11 protein-coding genes and 1 tRNA gene are annotated in these 17,028 nt (G+C 69.0%); 3 read left to right on the plus strand and 9 right to left on the minus strand.

From position 1 onward, the window contains the following. Nucleotides 1-32: 32 nt before the first annotated feature. The gene (locus ACWGKQ_RS34875; RefSeq protein ID WP_453296024.1) at nt 33-1,829 is read right to left on the minus strand and encodes a bifunctional metallophosphatase/5'-nucleotidase; all 1,797 of its coding nucleotides are present in this window, start codon (nt 1,827-1,829) and stop codon (nt 33-35) included. 245 nt (nt 1,830-2,074) lie between these two features. Between ACWGKQ_RS34875 and pyk the strand changes: the two genes are divergently transcribed. Then, on the plus strand, nt 2,075-3,511 hold the full coding sequence (gene pyk / locus ACWGKQ_RS34880; protein ID WP_453296025.1) for a pyruvate kinase: 1,437 nt from the start codon (nt 2,075-2,077) through the stop codon (nt 3,509-3,511). Between the two features lie 76 nt (nt 3,512-3,587). Here pyk and ACWGKQ_RS34885 read toward each other — a convergent pair. Next, nucleotides 3,588-3,662 (minus strand) — tRNA-Leu (locus tag ACWGKQ_RS34885). A 100-nt stretch (nt 3,663-3,762) separates the two neighbouring features. Between ACWGKQ_RS34885 and ACWGKQ_RS34890 the strand changes: the two genes are divergently transcribed. Next, on the plus strand, nt 3,763-4,416 hold the full coding sequence (locus ACWGKQ_RS34890) for an ANTAR domain-containing response regulator (protein WP_453296026.1): 654 nt from the start codon (nt 3,763-3,765) through the stop codon (nt 4,414-4,416). Between the two features lie 117 nt (nt 4,417-4,533). On the opposite strand, the gene ACWGKQ_RS34895 is transcribed toward ACWGKQ_RS34890, so the two are convergent. The 7 genes from ACWGKQ_RS34895 to ACWGKQ_RS34925 form a co-directional block, all read right to left on the minus strand. Next, nucleotides 4,534-5,250, minus strand: coding sequence for an ABC transporter ATP-binding protein (locus ACWGKQ_RS34895; protein ID WP_453296027.1), 717 nt, complete (start codon nt 5,248-5,250; stop codon nt 4,534-4,536). Next, nucleotides 5,247-6,134 carry an ABC transporter ATP-binding protein gene (locus tag ACWGKQ_RS34900; RefSeq protein WP_453296028.1) on the minus strand — a complete coding sequence of 296 codons (888 nt, stop codon included), beginning with the start codon at nt 6,132-6,134 and terminating at the stop codon, nt 5,247-5,249. Before ACWGKQ_RS34900 ends, ACWGKQ_RS34895 begins: the two co-directional genes overlap by 4 nt. A gap of 6 nt (nt 6,135-6,140) precedes the next feature. Further along, nucleotides 6,141-7,922, minus strand: a complete 1,782-nt coding sequence (locus tag ACWGKQ_RS34905) for a branched-chain amino acid ABC transporter permease (RefSeq protein ID WP_453296036.1) — start codon at nt 7,920-7,922, stop codon at nt 6,141-6,143. 5 nt (nt 7,923-7,927) lie between these two features. Beyond that, entirely contained in the window at nt 7,928-8,866 is a 939-nt protein-coding gene (locus ACWGKQ_RS34910) for a branched-chain amino acid ABC transporter permease (protein ID WP_453296029.1), read from the minus strand. Nucleotides 8,867-8,976: 110 nt separating this feature from the next. Continuing rightward, the gene (locus ACWGKQ_RS34915) at nt 8,977-10,233 is read right to left on the minus strand and encodes a branched-chain amino acid ABC transporter substrate-binding protein (RefSeq protein WP_453296030.1); all 1,257 of its coding nucleotides are present in this window, start codon (nt 10,231-10,233) and stop codon (nt 8,977-8,979) included. Between the two features lie 502 nt (nt 10,234-10,735). Then, nucleotides 10,736-11,227 carry a PaaI family thioesterase gene (locus ACWGKQ_RS34920; protein WP_453296031.1) on the minus strand — a complete coding sequence of 164 codons (492 nt, stop codon included), beginning with the start codon at nt 11,225-11,227 and terminating at the stop codon, nt 10,736-10,738. A gap of 84 nt (nt 11,228-11,311) precedes the next feature. Then, nucleotides 11,312-13,606, minus strand: coding sequence for an FdhF/YdeP family oxidoreductase (locus tag ACWGKQ_RS34925; protein ID WP_453296032.1), 2,295 nt, complete (start codon nt 13,604-13,606; stop codon nt 11,312-11,314). Between the two features lie 342 nt (nt 13,607-13,948). Between ACWGKQ_RS34925 and polA the strand changes: the two genes are divergently transcribed. Further along, nucleotides 13,949-16,675 (plus strand): DNA polymerase I, encoded by a 2,727-nt coding sequence (polA, locus tag ACWGKQ_RS34930; RefSeq protein ID WP_453296033.1) that lies wholly within the window; start codon nt 13,949-13,951, stop codon nt 16,673-16,675. Nucleotides 16,676-17,028 lie beyond the last annotated feature (353 nt).

The following is a 17,028-nucleotide window of genomic DNA, read 5'->3' on the forward strand; positions in this document are numbered from 1 at the left end:
CCGGTCCCCGGACCGGCGCCCCCTCACCTCCCTCAGAACACCGGCGTGCCGTCGCGGGTCAGCTTCCAGTCCACCGACGCGAAGTCCTTCGGGTCCAAGACGCCCTTGGCGGTCACCCACTCCGCGATCCGGGTGCGGATCTCCGTCGACTCCGACCACAGCTCCTTGGCCGAGGCGACATGGGGGAACGCGCCGCCGCCGTTGGCACGGTAGTTGTTCACGGCGAGCACGAACTGCCGGGTGTCGTCGAGGGCCGCGCCGTCGTAGGTCAGGTTCCTGATCCGGGACCCGGCCGCCTGCGCGACGTCGATCTCGTACCGGAGGCCCGAGACGTAGTCGTAGTTGTAGTCCGGGCGGTTGTCCGCGTTCGTCAGTTTCTCCACGTCGACGGGGGCGTCCGCCGCCGTCCGGACGAAGTACTCCGCCGAGTACTCCAGGTAGGCGCGGAGCTGCGCCCCCGTCATCAGCTTGGCGACCAGCGTGTTGTCGTACACGTACAGGCTCGACAGGTCCCGGATGGTCACCTTGCCGGCCGGGATCTCGGAGGTCCGCGAGAACGGCGAGGCCTGCGCGAGCACCGGCAGCGACGCGTACTCGGTGCCCGCCAGGGCCGCCTTGACGACGTCCTCCTGGACCTTGGTGATCAGGTCGATGATCGGGGCGTCCCGGTAGCGGGCGTCGACCGTGGTCAGGGTCTCGGTCGCGGTGCCGACGACCTGGTTGACGTACGCGACGACCTTCGCGTGCTCGTCCTTCAGGAGACGGGTGATCTTCGGGTCGTCGGCGACCGAGTTGGAGTTCAGCAGTGAGGCCGCGACCGACTCGACCTCCCAGGCGCCCTTGTTGAACACCAGCTCGATGTCGAAGAGGGTGAGGCGCTCGGCGTAGCACAGCGGTTCGGAGAGCACGACCGTCCGGCCGGTGGCCTCGTTGACGACCTTCAGCTCCGGGATCTCCACGTGCGCGTGGCCGACCAGGATCGCGTCGATGCCCGGCACCTGCCTGGCCACGTTCGCCGCCGCGTTCTCCACGTACGGCACCTGGTCTCCGTAGGAGGAGGTGCCCGAGGAGCCGGAGTGGGCCGAGACCACGACCACGTCCGCGCCCAGCGCCTTCAGCTTCGGCACCCACTTCGCGGCCTGCTCCTCCAGGCCGGGGAAGGCAAGCCTGCCCTGGACGTAGGCCTTGTCCCAGATGGCGATGCCCGGGTTGGTCAGGCCGAGGACGGCGACCTTGACCGGGGGAGCGCCCGGCACGTGGAACTTCTTGACGAAGTACGGCGGGAAGGCCGGCTTCAGGGTCTTCGCGTCGACCGCGTTGGCGCCGAGCAGCGGGAAGTCCAGCTGGTCCTCGAACGTGCGGAGCGTCTCGATGCCGTAGTTGAACTCGTGGTTGCCGAGGGCCGCCGCGTCGTAGCCGATCGCGTTCATGGCCTGCGCCATGGGGTGCACCGGGCCGCCCTTGGCGGTGATCGGGTCGACCTTGGCGTAGTAGTACGTCAGCGGGGTGCCCTGGAGGGTGTCACCCGCGTCAAGGAGCAGGGTGTTGTGGCAACCCTTCGCCTCACGCACCTGGTTCACCAGGGTCGAGATGCGCGCCAGGCCCATCGCGTTGCCGGCCTTGTCGGCGTACTCCGCGTCCTTGAAGTAGTCCCAGTTGAAGACGTGCCCGTGCAGGTCGGTGGTGCCCATGACGGTGAGGGAGTACCGCCTGGGGCGCCGGGCGGGCCCGGCCGAGGCCTGTGCCGGGGCCGCCGCCGCGCCGGCGATCGCCACGCCGGCTCCGGTCGCGGCCGACTTCTCCAGGAACTTCCGGCGGTTCAAGGGCATGTTTTGATCTCCTCGCGATTCGGTCAACGACGCGCGTAGATTCTGTCCTGGGCATGACCGCCGGCAACAGGCCCGGGAGGTTTCGATCTGATGACCTGAACACGCCGTATTCAACAAGTGCGAGATGCTCATAGGAGCGGGGCGCCGCACAATTCAACACTTGTCAATAGGCCTTCACGCAAAGGTTGTTGGGTCGTCATGTACGGCCAATTCTCTACCCGCCGGTAAGGCCTAGGCTCGAAAGCATGCGCCGAGCAAAGATCGTCTGTACTCTGGGGCCCGCCACCGACTCGTACGACCAGATCAAGGCCCTGGTCGAGGCCGGCATGGACGTCGCCCGATTCAACCTCAGCCACGGCGGCTACGCCGAGCACGAGGAGCGCTACCAGCGTGTCCGCAAGGCCGCCGACGAGTCCGGTCGCAGCATCGGAGCCCTCGCCGACCTTCAAGGTCCGAAGATCCGGCTCGGCCGCTTCACCGAAGGCCCCGTACTCCTCGAACGCGGCGACACCTTCGTCATCACGGTGGAGGACGGCGCCGAGGGCGACCGGCACCAGTGCGGGACGACGTACACGGGCCTGGCGGCCGACGTCACCCCCGGTGAGCGCGTCCTCGTCGACGACGGCAAGGTCTGTCTGGAGGTCACCCACGTCGACGGCCCCCGCGTGCACACCACGGTGGTCGAGGGCGGCATGGTCTCCGACCACAAGGGCCTCAACCTCCCCGGCGTCGCCGTCTCCGTCCCGGCCCTGTCCGAGAAGGACGAGGCCGACCTGCGCTGGGCGCTGCGCACCGGCTTCGACGTGATCGCCCTGTCCTTCGTGCGCAGCGGCAAGGACATCGAGGACGTCCACCGCATCATGGACGAGGAGGGCCGCCGCCTCCCGGTGATCGCCAAGGTCGAGAAGCCGCAGGCCGTCGAGAACATCGACTCCATCGTGGCCGCCTTCGACGGCATCATGGTGGCGCGCGGCGACCTGGGTGTGGAGATGCCGCTGGAGCAGGTGCCGATCGTCCAGAAGCGCGCGATCAAGCTCGCCAAGCGCAATGCCAAGCCGGTCATCGTCGCCACCCAGATGCTCGACTCGATGATCGAGAACTCGCGGCCCACCCGCGCCGAGGCCTCCGACGTCGCCAACGCGGTCATCGACGGCACGGACGCGGTGATGCTCTCCGGCGAGACCAGCGTCGGCAAGTACCCGATCGAGACCGTCCGCACCATGGCGAAGATCGTCGAGGCGGCCGAGGAGGACATTCTCGCCAAGGGCCTGCCGCCGCTGACCGAGAGCAACAAGCCCCGCACCCAGGGTGGCGCGGTCGCCCGGGCCGCCGCCGAGATGGGCGACTTCCTGAACGCGAAGTTCCTGGTCGCGTTCACCGAGTCCGGAGACACCGTGCGCCGGCTGTCCCGCTACCGCTCGCCGATCCCGCTGCTCGCGTTCACCCCGGTTCCGGCCACCCGCTCCCAGCTCAGCCTCACCTGGGGCGTCGAGACCTTCCTGGGCCCGCACGTCGACTCGACGGACAAGATGGTCGACCAGGTCGACGAGCTGCTGCTGAAGTACGGCCGCTGCGAGCAGGGCGACGTTGTGGTCATCACGGCGGGCTCCCCGCCCGGCGTCTCCGGCTCCACCAACATGGTCCGGGTTCACCACATCGGTGAGGACGACAGCCCCAAGTGACACGCGAAGGGCCCCTCCGTCGCACGGAGGGGCCCTTCGGAAATGCAATAACGCGACCTTGGAATCCAAGGAAAAGTGCCCCGGGTCGGACTCGAACCGACACTGTACGGGTTTTGAATCCGTTGCCTGCTGCCAATTGGGCTACCGGGGCTCGAAGAATCAAAGGTGATCCCCGACCCTCCGCGCGTCCACCATACCGTAGCTAGGTAGGCTCTTGTCAGCAGTACCCGTGCCCTGAACGAGGAGCCCCCGTGACCGCCGCCGAGTCGCCCCAGCCAGTCGACGCACCCGACGACAAGTCGCACGTGCCTCCGCTGACGACCCGTGTCGTCATCGCCGAGGACGAGGCCCTGATCCGGCTCGACCTGAAAGAGATGCTGGAGGAGGAGGGGTACACGGTCGTCGGGGAGGCCGGTGACGGCGAGCAGGCCGTCGAGCTGGCCCGCGAGCACCGCCCCGACCTCGTCATCCTCGACGTCAAGATGCCCAAGCTGGACGGCATCTCGGCGGCCGAGAAGATCGCCGAGGAGTCCATCGCCCCGGTCCTGATGCTCACCGCCTTCTCGCAGCGCGACCTCGTCGAGCGGGCCCGGGACGCCGGTGCGATGGCGTACCTGGTCAAGCCGTTCAGCAAGAGCGACGTCGTCCCGGCGATCGAGATGGCCGTCTCCCGCTTCACCGAGCTGAAGCAGCTGGAGCAGGAGGTCGCCGACCTCACCCTGCGCCTGGAGACCCGCAAGCTGGTCGACCGCGCGAAGTCCGTCCTCCAGACCGAGTACGGCCTGACCGAGCCGGCCGCGTTCCGCTGGATCCAGAAGACGTCGATGGACCGCCGCATGTCGATGCAGCAGGTCGCGGAGGCGGTCATCGCGGACAGCGAGGAGAAGAAGTCCGGCAAGGGCTGACCCGCACATACACACGACAAGGCCCGCGCCCCGGAGAAGAGGGGCGCGGGCCTACGTCTTTTGGGGGCGCGGGGAGCTGCGCGACCAGCCCCCACCGGCCCGCAGTGATCCCACGACCTAGTCCTCGCCCAAGTAGGCCTTTCGCACCGATTCATCGGTCAGCAGATCCTGCCCGCTGCCCGACAGCACGATGTTGCCGACCTCCATCACATGCCCCTGGTCGGCCAGCGACAGCGCCGCCTGCGCGTTCTGCTCGACCAGCAGAATCGTCGTACCCTCCGACTTCAGCTCGGAGATCGTCGACATGATCTTCTGCATCATGATCGGCGACAGCCCCATCGACGGCTCGTCCAGCATCAGCAGCTTCGGCTGGGACATCAGCGCCCGCCCCATCGCCAGCATCTGCTGCTCACCGCCCGAGAGGGTGCCCGCGGCCTGCTTGCGCCGCTCGCCCAGGATCGGGAAGAGGTCGTAGGCCCGCTGGATGTCCTTCTCGATGCCCGCCTTGTCCTTGCGGAGGAAGGCACCGAGCTGAAGGTTCTCCGTGATCGTCAGGCGCGGGAAGATGTGCCGGCCCTCGGGGGAGTGGGCGAGCCCGAGCGCGACGATCTTGTGCGCCGGCACCCCGCTGAGCGGCTTGCCGTCGAACAGGATCCGCCCCGAGGCCGGCTTCAGCAGCCCCGACAGGGTACGCAGGGTCGTTGTCTTGCCGGCCCCGTTGGTGCCGATGAGGGTCACGACCTGACCGGCCTCGACACTGAACGAGATGCCCTTGACGGCCTCGATCTTGCCGTAGGCGACCCTGAGGTCCTCGACCTCCAGCAGTGCGGTCACTGGGCCTCTCCCTTGGTGGTGCTGTCCGCCTCGGTGCTCTCCGGGGTCTCGGCGCTCTCCGTCTCGGCGGCGGCTTCCGCGGCCTCGACCTCGGCGGCCTCCGCCGCACCGGGGTCGCCCTCGAAGGGCTCGCCCAGATACGCGGCGACGACGCGCTCGTCCGCCTGTACGACGTCCGAGGTGCCCTCGACCAGCTTCTCGCCCTGGACGAGGACGGCGACCCGGTCGCACAGGTTGAAGATGAAGCGCATGTCGTGCTCGATGACGAGGACGGCGATGCCCTTGTCCCGGATGGCGAAGACCAGTTCCTCGGTGGCCCGGGTCTCCTGCGGGTTCATGCCGGCCGTCGGCTCGTCGAGCAGCAGCAGGCCCGGCTCGCTGGCCAGCGCCCGCGCGATCTCCAGCTTGCGCTGCTCGCCGTAGGGCAGGTTGCGCGCGAGGTGGTCGCGCTTGGCGGCGAGGCCGATGAACTCCAGGAGTTCCATGGCCTTCGCCTCGGACTCCTTCTCGGCCTTGCGGAAGCCGGGGCCGCGCAGCAGCGCGGACCACAGGCCCTCCTTGGTCCGCGTGTGGCGGCCCACGAGGACGTTCTCCAGGACGGTCATGTTGGCGAAGAGCCGGATGTTCTGGAACGTACGCGCGATGCCCGCCTGCGTCACCAGGTGCGGCTTGGGCGGCAGCACCTTGCCCTGGTAGGAGACCGTGCCCTCGGTGGGCACGTACAGACCGGTGAGGCAGTTGAAGAAGGTCGTCTTGCCGGCGCCGTTCGGGCCGATCAGGCCGACGATCTCGCCACTGTTGACCGTGAAGTCCACCGACCGGACGGCGGTCAGGCCGCCGAACCGCATCGTGACGTCACGGGCTTCGAGTACAGGTGTCGTCATGGTTCCTTACGCCCCTGCCTTGGTGACGGCCGGATCGTCGCTCAGCGTCGCCTGCGCGGGTACGTCGAGCTGGCCGGTCTCGTGGAACTCCAGCTGGCGGCGGCGGTTGGCGATGATGCCTTCCGGCCGGAACCGCATCAGCACGATCAGCGCGATACCGAAGGCGAACAGCTCGTAGTTCTGGAGGAACTGGAGCTTCTCCGGGACCAGGTAGAGCACGCTCGCGCCGAGCAGCGGACCGCTGACGGTGCCCATGCCGCCGAGGACGACGGCGGCCAGCAGGAAGGCCGAGTTGGGCGGGGCGGCGCCGGCGAACTGGTACGGCTGCGGGTTCACGCTGTAGTTGACGTGTGCCATCACGGTGCCCGCGAGGCCGGCGAGGGAGGCGCCGAGGGCGAAGGCGATCAGCTTGACGCGGAAGCCGTTGATGCCCATGGCGGTGGCGGCGGTCTCGTCCTCGCGGATGGCGATCCAGGAGCGGCCGATACGGGAGTCGGCGGCGCGGGTGAAGACGAGTACGACGATCGCCGTGACGATGAGCATCAGGAACAGGTAGTTGGCGAACCGGCCCAGACTGTGCCCGAGGATGTTGTGGGAGTCGCCCAGGTTGAACCCGAAGATGTTCAGGTCCGGGATCTGGGTGATGCCGTTGGGGCCACGGGTGATGTTCGGTCCGGAGGTGCCGTCGAGGTTGTTGACGGTGATACGGAAGATCTCACCGAAGCCGAGCGTGACGATGGCCAGGTAGTCGCCGCGCAGCCGCAGGGTCGGCGCGCCGATCAGCACACCGAAGACCAGCGAGGCGGCCATGCCGGTGAGGGCGGCGGCCCAGAACGGGAAGTGCACACCGGAGAACCGGGAGTACTCCGAGCCGGAGACCAGGGCGGCCGCGTAGGCGCCGACGCCGAGGAACGCGACGTAACCGAGGTCGAGCAGACCGGTGAGGCCGACCACGATGTTGAGGCCGAGCGCGACGGTGGCGAAGATCAGGATGTTCACGCCGACGTTGGCGTTGTGGTCGTCGCTCTGGGTGAAGGGGAAGATCACGGCGGCGACGAAGGCGAGCGTCGAGGCGAACGCCTTGTGGTGCGCCGCGGTGGCCGCGAAGCGGTCGACGAGGCCGGTGTGCATCAGGCCCCAGGCGGCGAAGACGAGCAGCAGCAGGTAGCCGATGAAGGTCTCGCTCGCGTCGTTGTCGATGCCGATGCCGTAGGTGAAGGTCACCAGGGCGAGGGCGACGCCGACCGTGATGATGACGCGCTCGGTGAGCGGTGACGTCTTGCCGGGCGCGGGCAGCTGAGGCTTGGCCAGGTAGCCGCGGATGCCGGTACCCGGGGCCGGGTTGGGCAGCGCGAGGGCGCCGACGACCGGGAGCGCGGAGGCCGCCATCGCCACGAAGGCGCCGGGGTCGAGGTTGACCAGGCCGCCCAGGTCGACGGTGATGGCGATGCCGGTGAACCAGCAGACGGCGAACGCCGACAGGGCCGTCAGGAGGATGGGGGACGCGCTGTTCGCCGGGTTCAGCCAGCGCAGCCACTTGACGTCCCACAGGGTGAGCCCGAACAGCAGGGTGAGGACGCCGCCCACGAGGGCGAGGATCTGGAGGCCGGCCGGGTAGCCGTAGACGGTCAGGTCGCCGGGGAAGTCGGACGTCCAGGTCCAGCTGAGGAAGGCGCTGGCGATGGTGCCGACGGCGCCCACGACGACGAGCAGCCGGGCGACGGACAGCGGCAGCGGGACGGGCCCGTGCTCCGCCGCGGCCGGGGCGTTGGTGGTGGTGTCGGTCATGCTGCTCACGCCCTGTCCGCGACGCGTTCGCCGAGCAGACCCTGTGGTCTGAAGAGGAGCACGAGGATCAGCAGGACGAAGGCCCACACGGAGGCCCAGCCGCCGCCGCCGAGCTGCTGCATGCCGGGGACGTTGGAGATGTAGGCGGTCGCCATGGCCTCGGCGATACCGAGGACGAGGCCGCCGAGCATGGCGCCGTAGATGTTGCCGATGCCGCCGAGGACGGCCGCGGTGAACGCCTTCAGACCGGCGATGAAGCCCATGTCGTAGGAGACGGAGCCGTACTTGAGGCCGTACGAGACACCGGCCACGGCCGCGAAGAAGCCGCCGATGGCGAACGCGACGACGATGATGCGGTTGGTGTCGATGCCCATCAGCTGTGCGGTGTCCGGGTCCTGGGCGGTGGCCTGCATGGCGCGGCCGGTGCGGGAGAGCCGGACGAACAGGGCGAGGATCGCCATGCACAGCGGGGCGGCGATGATCAGGAAGATGTCACCGCTCTGCACGGTCACGGAGCCGATGTGCACCGGGCCGAACGGCAGTTGCGGGAAGACCCGGGCGGTCTTGGCATCGCCGTCGACGTGGTACCAGTTGAAGACCGCCTGCTGGAGTGCGAGCGACAGGCCGATCGCGGTGATCAATGGGGCGAGGCGTGGTGCGCCGCGCAGCGGACGGTAGGCGAAGCGTTCGGCGCCGACGGCGATGAGGACGGAGGCCAGGGCGCCGCCGATGAGCATCGCCGGCAGGGCTACCCACATGGATATGCCGTCCGGCAGGAGAAGGTAGACCGTGAGGGCGCCGAAGCCTCCGGTCATGAAGATCTCGCCATGGGCGAAGTTGATGAGCTGGACGATGCCGTACACCATCGTGTAGCCGATGGCGATCAGACCGTACATCGAGCCGAGGAACAGCCCGTTGGCCAGCTGCTGCGGCAGGGTGTTCACCGCATGGCCTCCATGTGGTGGGGAGAGTCAGGGGGGCGGTAGAAGGCGGGCCGCGCGGTGACGGTTGGTCTGCGCCGCGCGGCCCTGGTGGTGCGATGTGTCAAGGCTGGTTACTTCGGGGTGGCCACGCCGCTCTGGACGGACTTCCACGCACCGCTGACGACCTTGTAGACGGTCAGCTGCTTGTTCGTGGTGTCGCCGTACTGGTCGAACGCGATCTTGCCGGAGATGCCGTCGAAGGAGGTGCTCTGGACGGCGCTGACGATCTGGGAGCGGGCGTCGGTGGGGATCTTGCCGTCCTTCACGACGGTGCCGACGGCCTTGATGATCGCGGTGGTGGCGTCGTAGGAGTACGAGCCGTAGGTGCCGTAGTCACCGGGGTACTTCTTGGCCTTGTAGGTGGTCACGAAGTCCTTGGCGGCGGGCAGGGTGTCGACCGGGACACCGATCGACGTCACCAGGTCGCCCTCGGAGGCCTTGCCGGCGGTCTTGATGTAGGTCGGGGTGAACATGCCGTCGCCGCCGAACAGCGGGATGTTGGCGCCCGCGTCCTTGAGCTGCTTGGTCAGCACCTCGGACTCGTCGTACTGGCCGCCGTAGTAGAGGATGTCGGCGCCCGAGCTCTTGATCTTCGTGACCAGGGTGGAGAAGTCGCGGTCACCGGTGTTGACGTGGTCGCTGCCGATGACCTTGCCGCCCTGCTTGACGAACTGCTCCGAGAAGATCTTCGACAGACCCGCACCGTAGGTCTGCTTGTCGTCGACGACGAAGGCCTTCTTCTTCTTGGCGACGTTGAAGGCGTAGTCCGCCGCGTAGGCGCCCTGGAGGGCGTCGGTGGTCGCGGTGCGGAAGTACGTCTTGAACGGGCGCGACGGGCTGGTCTGCCAGTTCTTGCCCATCGTCAGCTCGGGGTTGGTGTTGGACGGCGAGATCTCCACCAGGTTGGCGGTGGCGAAGACCTGCTGCATCTGCGTGGCCACACCGGAGTTGAGCGGGCCGACGACGCCGAGCACGGTCTTGTCCGAGACGAGCTGGGTGGCGTTCTGCTGGCCGGTGGCCGGAACCGCCTTGTCGTCCAGCGCCTTGATCTTGAAGGTGACGCCCGGGACGGTCTTGTTCTTGTTGGCGTCGTCGACGGCGATCTGGGCACCGTACTGGATGCCGAGACCCGTGGCGGAGTTCGCGCCGGTCAGCGGGGCGTCGACGCCGATCGTGACCGTCACGTTGCCGCTGTCGCCGCTCTTGCTGTTGTTGTCGCGGGAGCCGCAGGCGGTGAGTGTCAGGGCTCCGGTGGTCAGAACGGAGGTAAGAATCACCAGAGAACGCTGTCGCACAATCGATCCTTTCCGTGGGCAGTGCGCCCCCATGCAGGGAACGACGAGTGCCGCGCCGGTACCGAACTCCCCATGGAGCGGTGACTGGCCGTGACTCTAAGCGCGGGTGAGGAACGTGGAGGAGGTCTTGCCCAAGGCTGTGACGCTCTTGTTATGACACGAGGTAATGCAGAGCGGTACAGCGTGGGGGGAAAGCAGGAATTGAGCCCGATTCGCCCCGTCCGCATTCTGAGAACCCGCAGGACTCGGCGTGATCGGTTCAGGTGTCTCGACGGTTTTGGGCATGACGCGCGACCGTTGCTGTGGGCGACTTTCGGGGCGGGTGGGTGACGGGATGCGCCCCGGGAACTGGGGTGAAACAGCGAATGAGGATTACACGCGTATTACGTAGAGTTACGCCGAGGAAAGAAAGTCAAGCCTTCGGAACTTCTTCGCATTTCTCGGCGGGTGCACGGGCGGTGCTGCCCGTTGTTCTCTTACCGGGCGCTGACCTCGGCTCGCGGTGCCGAGGCCCTTCGCCCCGCCGGGGTGTCGCTCAGGCGCCGGTGCCCTGGAGGTGGACCTCGTCGCCCGGGCGCACGTCCCGCAGCAGGCAGGTCAGCCGGGCGCTGCACACCCGCCGGCCCTCCTCGTCGCTGATCACGATCTCGTACGTCGCCGTCGAACGCCCCCGGTGGACGGGCGTGGCCACACCGGTGACCAGGCCGGAGCGGGCCCCGCGGTGATGCGTGCAGTTCAGGTCGACACCCACCGCGATCTTCGAACTCCCGCCGTGCAGCATCGAACCGACCGAGCCCAGGGTCTCCGCGAGCACCGCGCTGGCACCGCCGTGCAGCAGCCCGTACGGCTGGGTGTTGCCCTCCACCGGCATGGTGCCGACGACCCGCTCCGCCGAGGCCTCCGTGATCTGCACGCCCATGCGGTTGCCGAGGTGGCCCGCCGAGAACAGGGCCTGCAGGTCGACACCGAGCGAGGCGTACTCGTCGATGACCTCCTGCGGGAACTTCACGTGCTGCTGCTCGCCCATGGGCCGGCTCCGTTCGTCTTCGGCTGCTCGACTGAGCAAACGCTCAGTCGGTTGCCGATTCTTCCAGACGCCCTGAGCGGGCGCTCAGACGGCGGTCCTCGGGTGCGGCACACCGGCCTCCAGGCGGATCACCACGGACTTGCTGGCCGGGGTGTTGCTAGTGTCCGCGGTGGCGTCGAGCGGCACCAGTACGTTGGTCTCCGGGTAGTACGCGGCCGCGCAGCCCAGGGCGGTCGGGTAGTGCACCACCCGGAAGCCCGGTGCCCGGCGCTCCACGCCGTCCTTCCACTCACCGACCAGGTCCACGTACGCCCCGTCGGCGACGCCCAGCCGCCGCGCGTCCTCCGGGTTGACCAGGACCACCCGGCGCCCGTTCTTGATGCCCCGGTAGCGGTCGTCCAAGCCGTAGATGGTGGTGTTGTACTGGTCGTGCGAGCGCAGCGTCTGCAACAGCAGCCGGCCCTCGGGCAGTTCGGGGTACTCGACCGGGGCCGCCGTGAAGTTCGCCTTGCCGGTGGCCGTCGGGAACCGGCGCTCGTCCCGGGGCGCGTGCGGGAGCGCGAAACCGCCCGGGTGCGCCACGCGCGCGTTGAAGTCGTCGAAGCCGGGGATCACCCGCGCGATGCGGTCGCGGACCGTCGCGTTGTCCTTCTCGAACTCCTCCCACGGCGTACGGCTGTTCTCGCCGAGCACCCGGCGGGCCAGCCGGCACACGATCGCCGGCTCCGACAGCAGGTGCGGGCTCGCGGGCTCCAGCCGGCCGCGCGAGGCGTGCACCATGCCCATGGAGTCCTCGACGGTGACGAACTGCTCGCCGCCGTCCTGGAGATCGCGCTCGGTGCGGCCGAGCGTCGGCAGGATCAACGCCCGCGCGCCCGTGACCACATGCGAGCGGTTGAGCTTGGTCGACACGTGCACGGTCAGCCGTGCGCGCCGCATGGCCGCCTCGGTGACGTCCGTGTCAGGGGTGGCCCCGACGAAGTTGCCGCCCATCGCGAAGAAGACCTTCGCCTCGCCGTCGCGCAGCGCCTCGATGGCCCGGACGACGTCGAAGCCGTGCTCGCGCGGCGGCGCGAAACCGAACTCCTTCTCCAGGGCGTCCAGGAAGGCGGGGGCGGGCCGCTCGAAGATGCCCATCGTGCGGTCGCCCTGCACGTTCGAGTGGCCGCGGACCGGGCAGACGCCCGCGCCGGTACGGCCGATGTTGCCGCGCAGCAGCAGGAAGTTGACGACCTCTCGGATGGTCGGCACCGAGTGCTTGTGCTGGGTGAGCCCCATGGCCCAGCAGACGATGGTGCGCTCCGAGGCGAGCACCATGCCGAGGGTCTTCTCGATCTCCGCGCGGGTGAGGCCGGTGGCGGCGAGCGTCTCGTCCCAGTCGGCGGCGCGGGCGGCCTTCGCGAACTCCTCGTACCCGTGGGTGTGTTCGCGCACGAACTCGTCGTCGACCGCGCCCTCGGTCTCCAGCACGAGCTTGTTGAGGAGCCGGAACAGTGCCTGGTCGCCGCCGATACGGATCTGCAGGAACAGGTCGGTGAGGGCGGCTCCCTTGAGCATGCCCTGGGGGGTCTGCGGGTTCTTGAACCGCTCCAGGCCGGCTTCCGGGAGCGGATTGACGCTGATGATCTTCGCGCCGTTGGCCTTGGCCTTCTCCAGGGCGGACAGCATCCGGGGATGGTTGGTGCCCGGGTTCTGCCCGGCTACGATGATCAGGTCGGCCTTGTACAGGTCCTCCAGCAGGACGCTGCCCTTGCCGATGCCGATCGTCTCGGTCAGCGCCGAGCCCGAGGACTCGTGGCACATGTTGGAGCAGTCCGGCAGGTTGTTGGTGCCCAGTTCGCGGGCGAACAGCTGGTACAGGAACGCGGCCTCGTTGCTGGTCCGCCCCGAGGTGTAGAAGACCGCCTCGTCGGGGGAGGAGAGGGCCGCGATCTCCTCGCCGATGATGTCGAAGGCGCGCTCCCAGCCGACCGGCTCGTAGTGCTCGGCGCCCTCGGCGAGATACATGGGGTGGGTGAGCCGCCCCTGCTGGCCCAGCCAGTAACCGCTGCGGTGGTGCAGGTCGGCCACGGAGTGCGCGGCGAAGAACTCGGGCGTCACGCGGCGGAGAGTGGCCTCCTCGGCCACCGCCTTGGCGCCGTTCTCGCAGAACTCGGCCGCGTGCCGGTGATCGGGCTCCGGCCAGGCACAGCCGGGGCAGTCGAAGCCGTTCTTCTGGTTGACGCGCAGCAGGGTCAGCGCGGTGCGCTTCACACCCATCTGCTGCTGGGCGATGCGCAGTGTGTGCCCGATGGCGGGCAGCCCCGCCGCGGCGTGCTTGGGCTCCGCGACCTGCGGTGCGTCCTGGACCGGATCCCCCTTGGGCGGCTTCGTCGCCATCGCACGCTCTCCCTACTACACCGGCACCACTGCCCTGGACACCCGATCCTCGCACGCGCCACCGACAACGATCGAGCACGGTCGGCGAAGCGGAACGGAAGCAATGCTTGACGGGATCAGTGCTTACTCGACGGGACCGGTGCTCGACAGGGCGGGGCCTTCGGCTCCTCGCCGCTGCTGATTTTTCCGCCGCAACGGCGCTCAGCCACGACGGCGATGTCCGGCGGTGCCCAGCTCACCGCTGCCCGGACCGTCGGCCTTCGCGGAGCGCGACCGTGCCGGGCCCACCGCGACCCCGACCGTCGGCCCTCACTGTCAGTGCGGCGTGGCAGGATCGGGGGCGTGGCAGAGACAGCAGCGAAGCAGACCGACAAGACCCCCGGCGGTACCCGTCCCCGGCTGATGCTCATGGACGGGCACTCGCTGGCCTACCGCGCGTTCTTCGCGCTGCCCGCGGAGAACTTCACGACCGCGACGGGCCAGCCGACGAACGCGATCTACGGCTTCGCGTCGATGCTGGCCAACACCCTGCGTGACGAGGCGCCCACGCACTTCGCGGTGGCCTTCGACGTCTCCCGCAAGACCTGGCGGTCGGAGGAGTTCACCGAGTACAAGGCGAACCGCTCCAAGACCCCGGACGAGTTCAAGGGCCAGGTCGAACTGATCGGCGAGCTGCTCGACGCCATGCACGCGCAGCGCTTCGCCGTCGAGGGCTTCGAGGCCGACGACATCATCGCCACCCTCGCCACCCAGGCCGAGGCCGCGGGCTTCGAGGTCCTGATCGTCACCGGCGACCGCGACTCCTTCCAGCTGGTCACCGAGCACACCACGGTCCTCTACCCGACGAAGGGCGTCTCCGAGCTGACCCGGTTCACCCCGGAGAAGGTTTTCGAGAAGTACGGCTTGACGCCCGCCCAGTACCCCGACTTCGCTGCCCTGCGCGGCGACCCGTCCGACAACCTCCCCGGCATCCCCGGCGTCGGCGAGAAGACCGCCGCGAAGTGGATCAACCAGTTCGGCTCCTTCACCGAGCTGGTGGAGCGCGTCGACGAGGTCAAGGGCAAGGCCGGCCAGAACCTCCGCGACCACCTGGAGTCGGTCAAGCTCAACCGCCGGCTCACCGAGCTGGAGCGGGGCGTCGAGCTGCCGAAGACGGTCGCCGACCTGGAGCGCGCGCCGTACGACCGCAAGAACGTCGCGATGATCCTGGACACCCTGGAGATCCGCAACCCGTCGCTGCGGGAGCGGCTCTACGCCGTCGACCCGGGCGCCGAGGAGGCCGAGGCCGCGCCGGCCGCCGAGGCGGGGGTGGAGGTCGACGGCACCGTCCTCGGCACCGGCGAGCTGGCCGGCTGGCTCGCCGAGCACGGCACCGGGCCGCTGGGCGTCGCCACCGTCGACACCTGGGCGCTCGGCACCGGCTCGGTCGCCGAGGTCGCGCTGGCCGCGGCCCAGGGAGCGGCGGCCTGGTTCGACCCCGCCGAGCGGGACGAGGCCGACGAGAACGCGTGGGCGGCCTGGCTGGCCGATGCCGCCCGGCCCAAGGTCTTCCACAACGTCAAGGGCGCCATGCGGGTCTTCGCCGAGCACGGCTGGACCATCGAGGGCGTCACGATGGACACCGCGCTCGCCGCGTACCTGGTCAAGCCCGGCCGCCGCTCCTTCGACCTGGACGCGCTGTCCCTGGAGTACCTGCACCGCGAGCTGGCGCCCGCCGCCGCGGCCGACGGTCAGCTGGCGTTCGGCGCGGACGACGGCGCCGAGGCCGAGGCCCTGATGATCCAGGCCCGCGCCATCCTCGACCTCGGCGAGGCCTTCGGGGAGCGGCTCCAGGAGGTCGGCGCGGCGGACCTGCTCCGTGACATGGAGCTGCCCACCTCCACCCTGCTCGCCCGGATGGAGCGGCACGGCATCGCGGCCGACCGCGCCCATCTGGAAGCGATGGAGCAGATGTTCGCGGGCGCGGTGCAGCAGGCCGTGAAGGAGGCGCACGCGGCGGCCGGCCACGAGTTCAACCTGGGCTCGCCCAAGCAGCTCCAGGAGGTCCTCTTCGGCGAGCTGGCCCTGCCCAAGACCAAGAAGACCAAGACCGGTTACACCACCGACGCCGACGCGCTCGCCTGGCTGGCCGGCCAGACCGAGAACGAACTGCCGGTGATCATGCTCCGGCACCGCGAGCAGGCCAAGCTGAGGGTCACGGTCGAGGGCCTGATCAAGACCGTCGCCGCCGACGACCGTATCCACACCACCTTCAACCAGACCGTCGCCGCGACCGGCCGTCTCTCCTCCACCGACCCGAACCTCCAGAACATCCCGGTCCGCACGGACGAGGGCCGGGCGATCCGCCGGGGCTTCGTCGTCGGCGCCGGCTTCGAGTCGCTCATGACCGCGGACTACAGCCAGATCGAGCTGCGTGTGATGGCCCACCTCTCCGAGGACGAGGGCCTGATCGAGGCGTTCACCTCCGGGGAGGACCTGCACAACACGGTCGCCTCCCAGGTGTTCGACGTCGACCGCTCGGCCGTCGACGCGGAGATGCGCCGCAAGATCAAGGCGATGTCGTACGGCCTCGCGTACGGTCTGTCGGCGTTCGGCCTCTCCCAGCAGCTGAACATCGACGCGGGCGAGGCCCGGGCCCTGATGGACACGTACTTCGAGCGCTTCGGCGGGGTCCGCGACTACCTGCGCCGCGTCGTCGACGAGGCCCGCGCCACCGGCTACACGGCGACGCTCTTCGGCCGCCGCCGCTACCTCCCCGACCTCAACAGCGACAACCGGCAGCGCCGGGAGGCGGCCGAGCGGATGGCGCTCAACGCGCCCATCCAGGGCACGGCGGCGGACATCGTCAAGATCGCGATGCTGAGGGTGGACGCCGCACTCCGCGAGGCGGAGCTGAAGTCCCGCATGCTCCTCCAGGTCCACGACGAAATCGTCCTGGAGATCGCCCCCGGCGAGCGGGACCGGGTCGAAGCCGTCCTCCGCGACCAGATGTCCAACGCGGTCCACCTCAGGGCCCCCCTGGACGTCTCGGTGGGCGTGGGCCCGGACTGGGAATCGGCGGCGCACTAGCAGCCTCCGGCGAGAGCCGACCAACGGCGCGTGCCGCACCGCGAGAACCGGCAGAGCGCGCGTCTCAAGGAGACCGGCAGAGGGCGCCGCTCCCCGCCTCGGGCGGAGCGGCGCCTTCCCGCTTCCGACGGCGCCCCCCTCACCACCGCCCGTCCCTCACCACCGCCCGTCCCTCGCTCCGCCCGTCCCTCACCACCGCCCGTCTCTCGCTCCGCCCGTCTCTCGCTCCGCCCGTCTCTCGCTCCGCCCGTCCCTTTCGCTTTGCCGGCCTTCTTTTCTCCGCCGCAACGGCGAGCAGCCGCAACGGCGCTTCCCGGCGGTGCCGAACCCGGCGCATCCCGTGGGTTCGGCAC

Source organism: Streptomyces sp. NPDC054770, assembly GCF_053611985.1.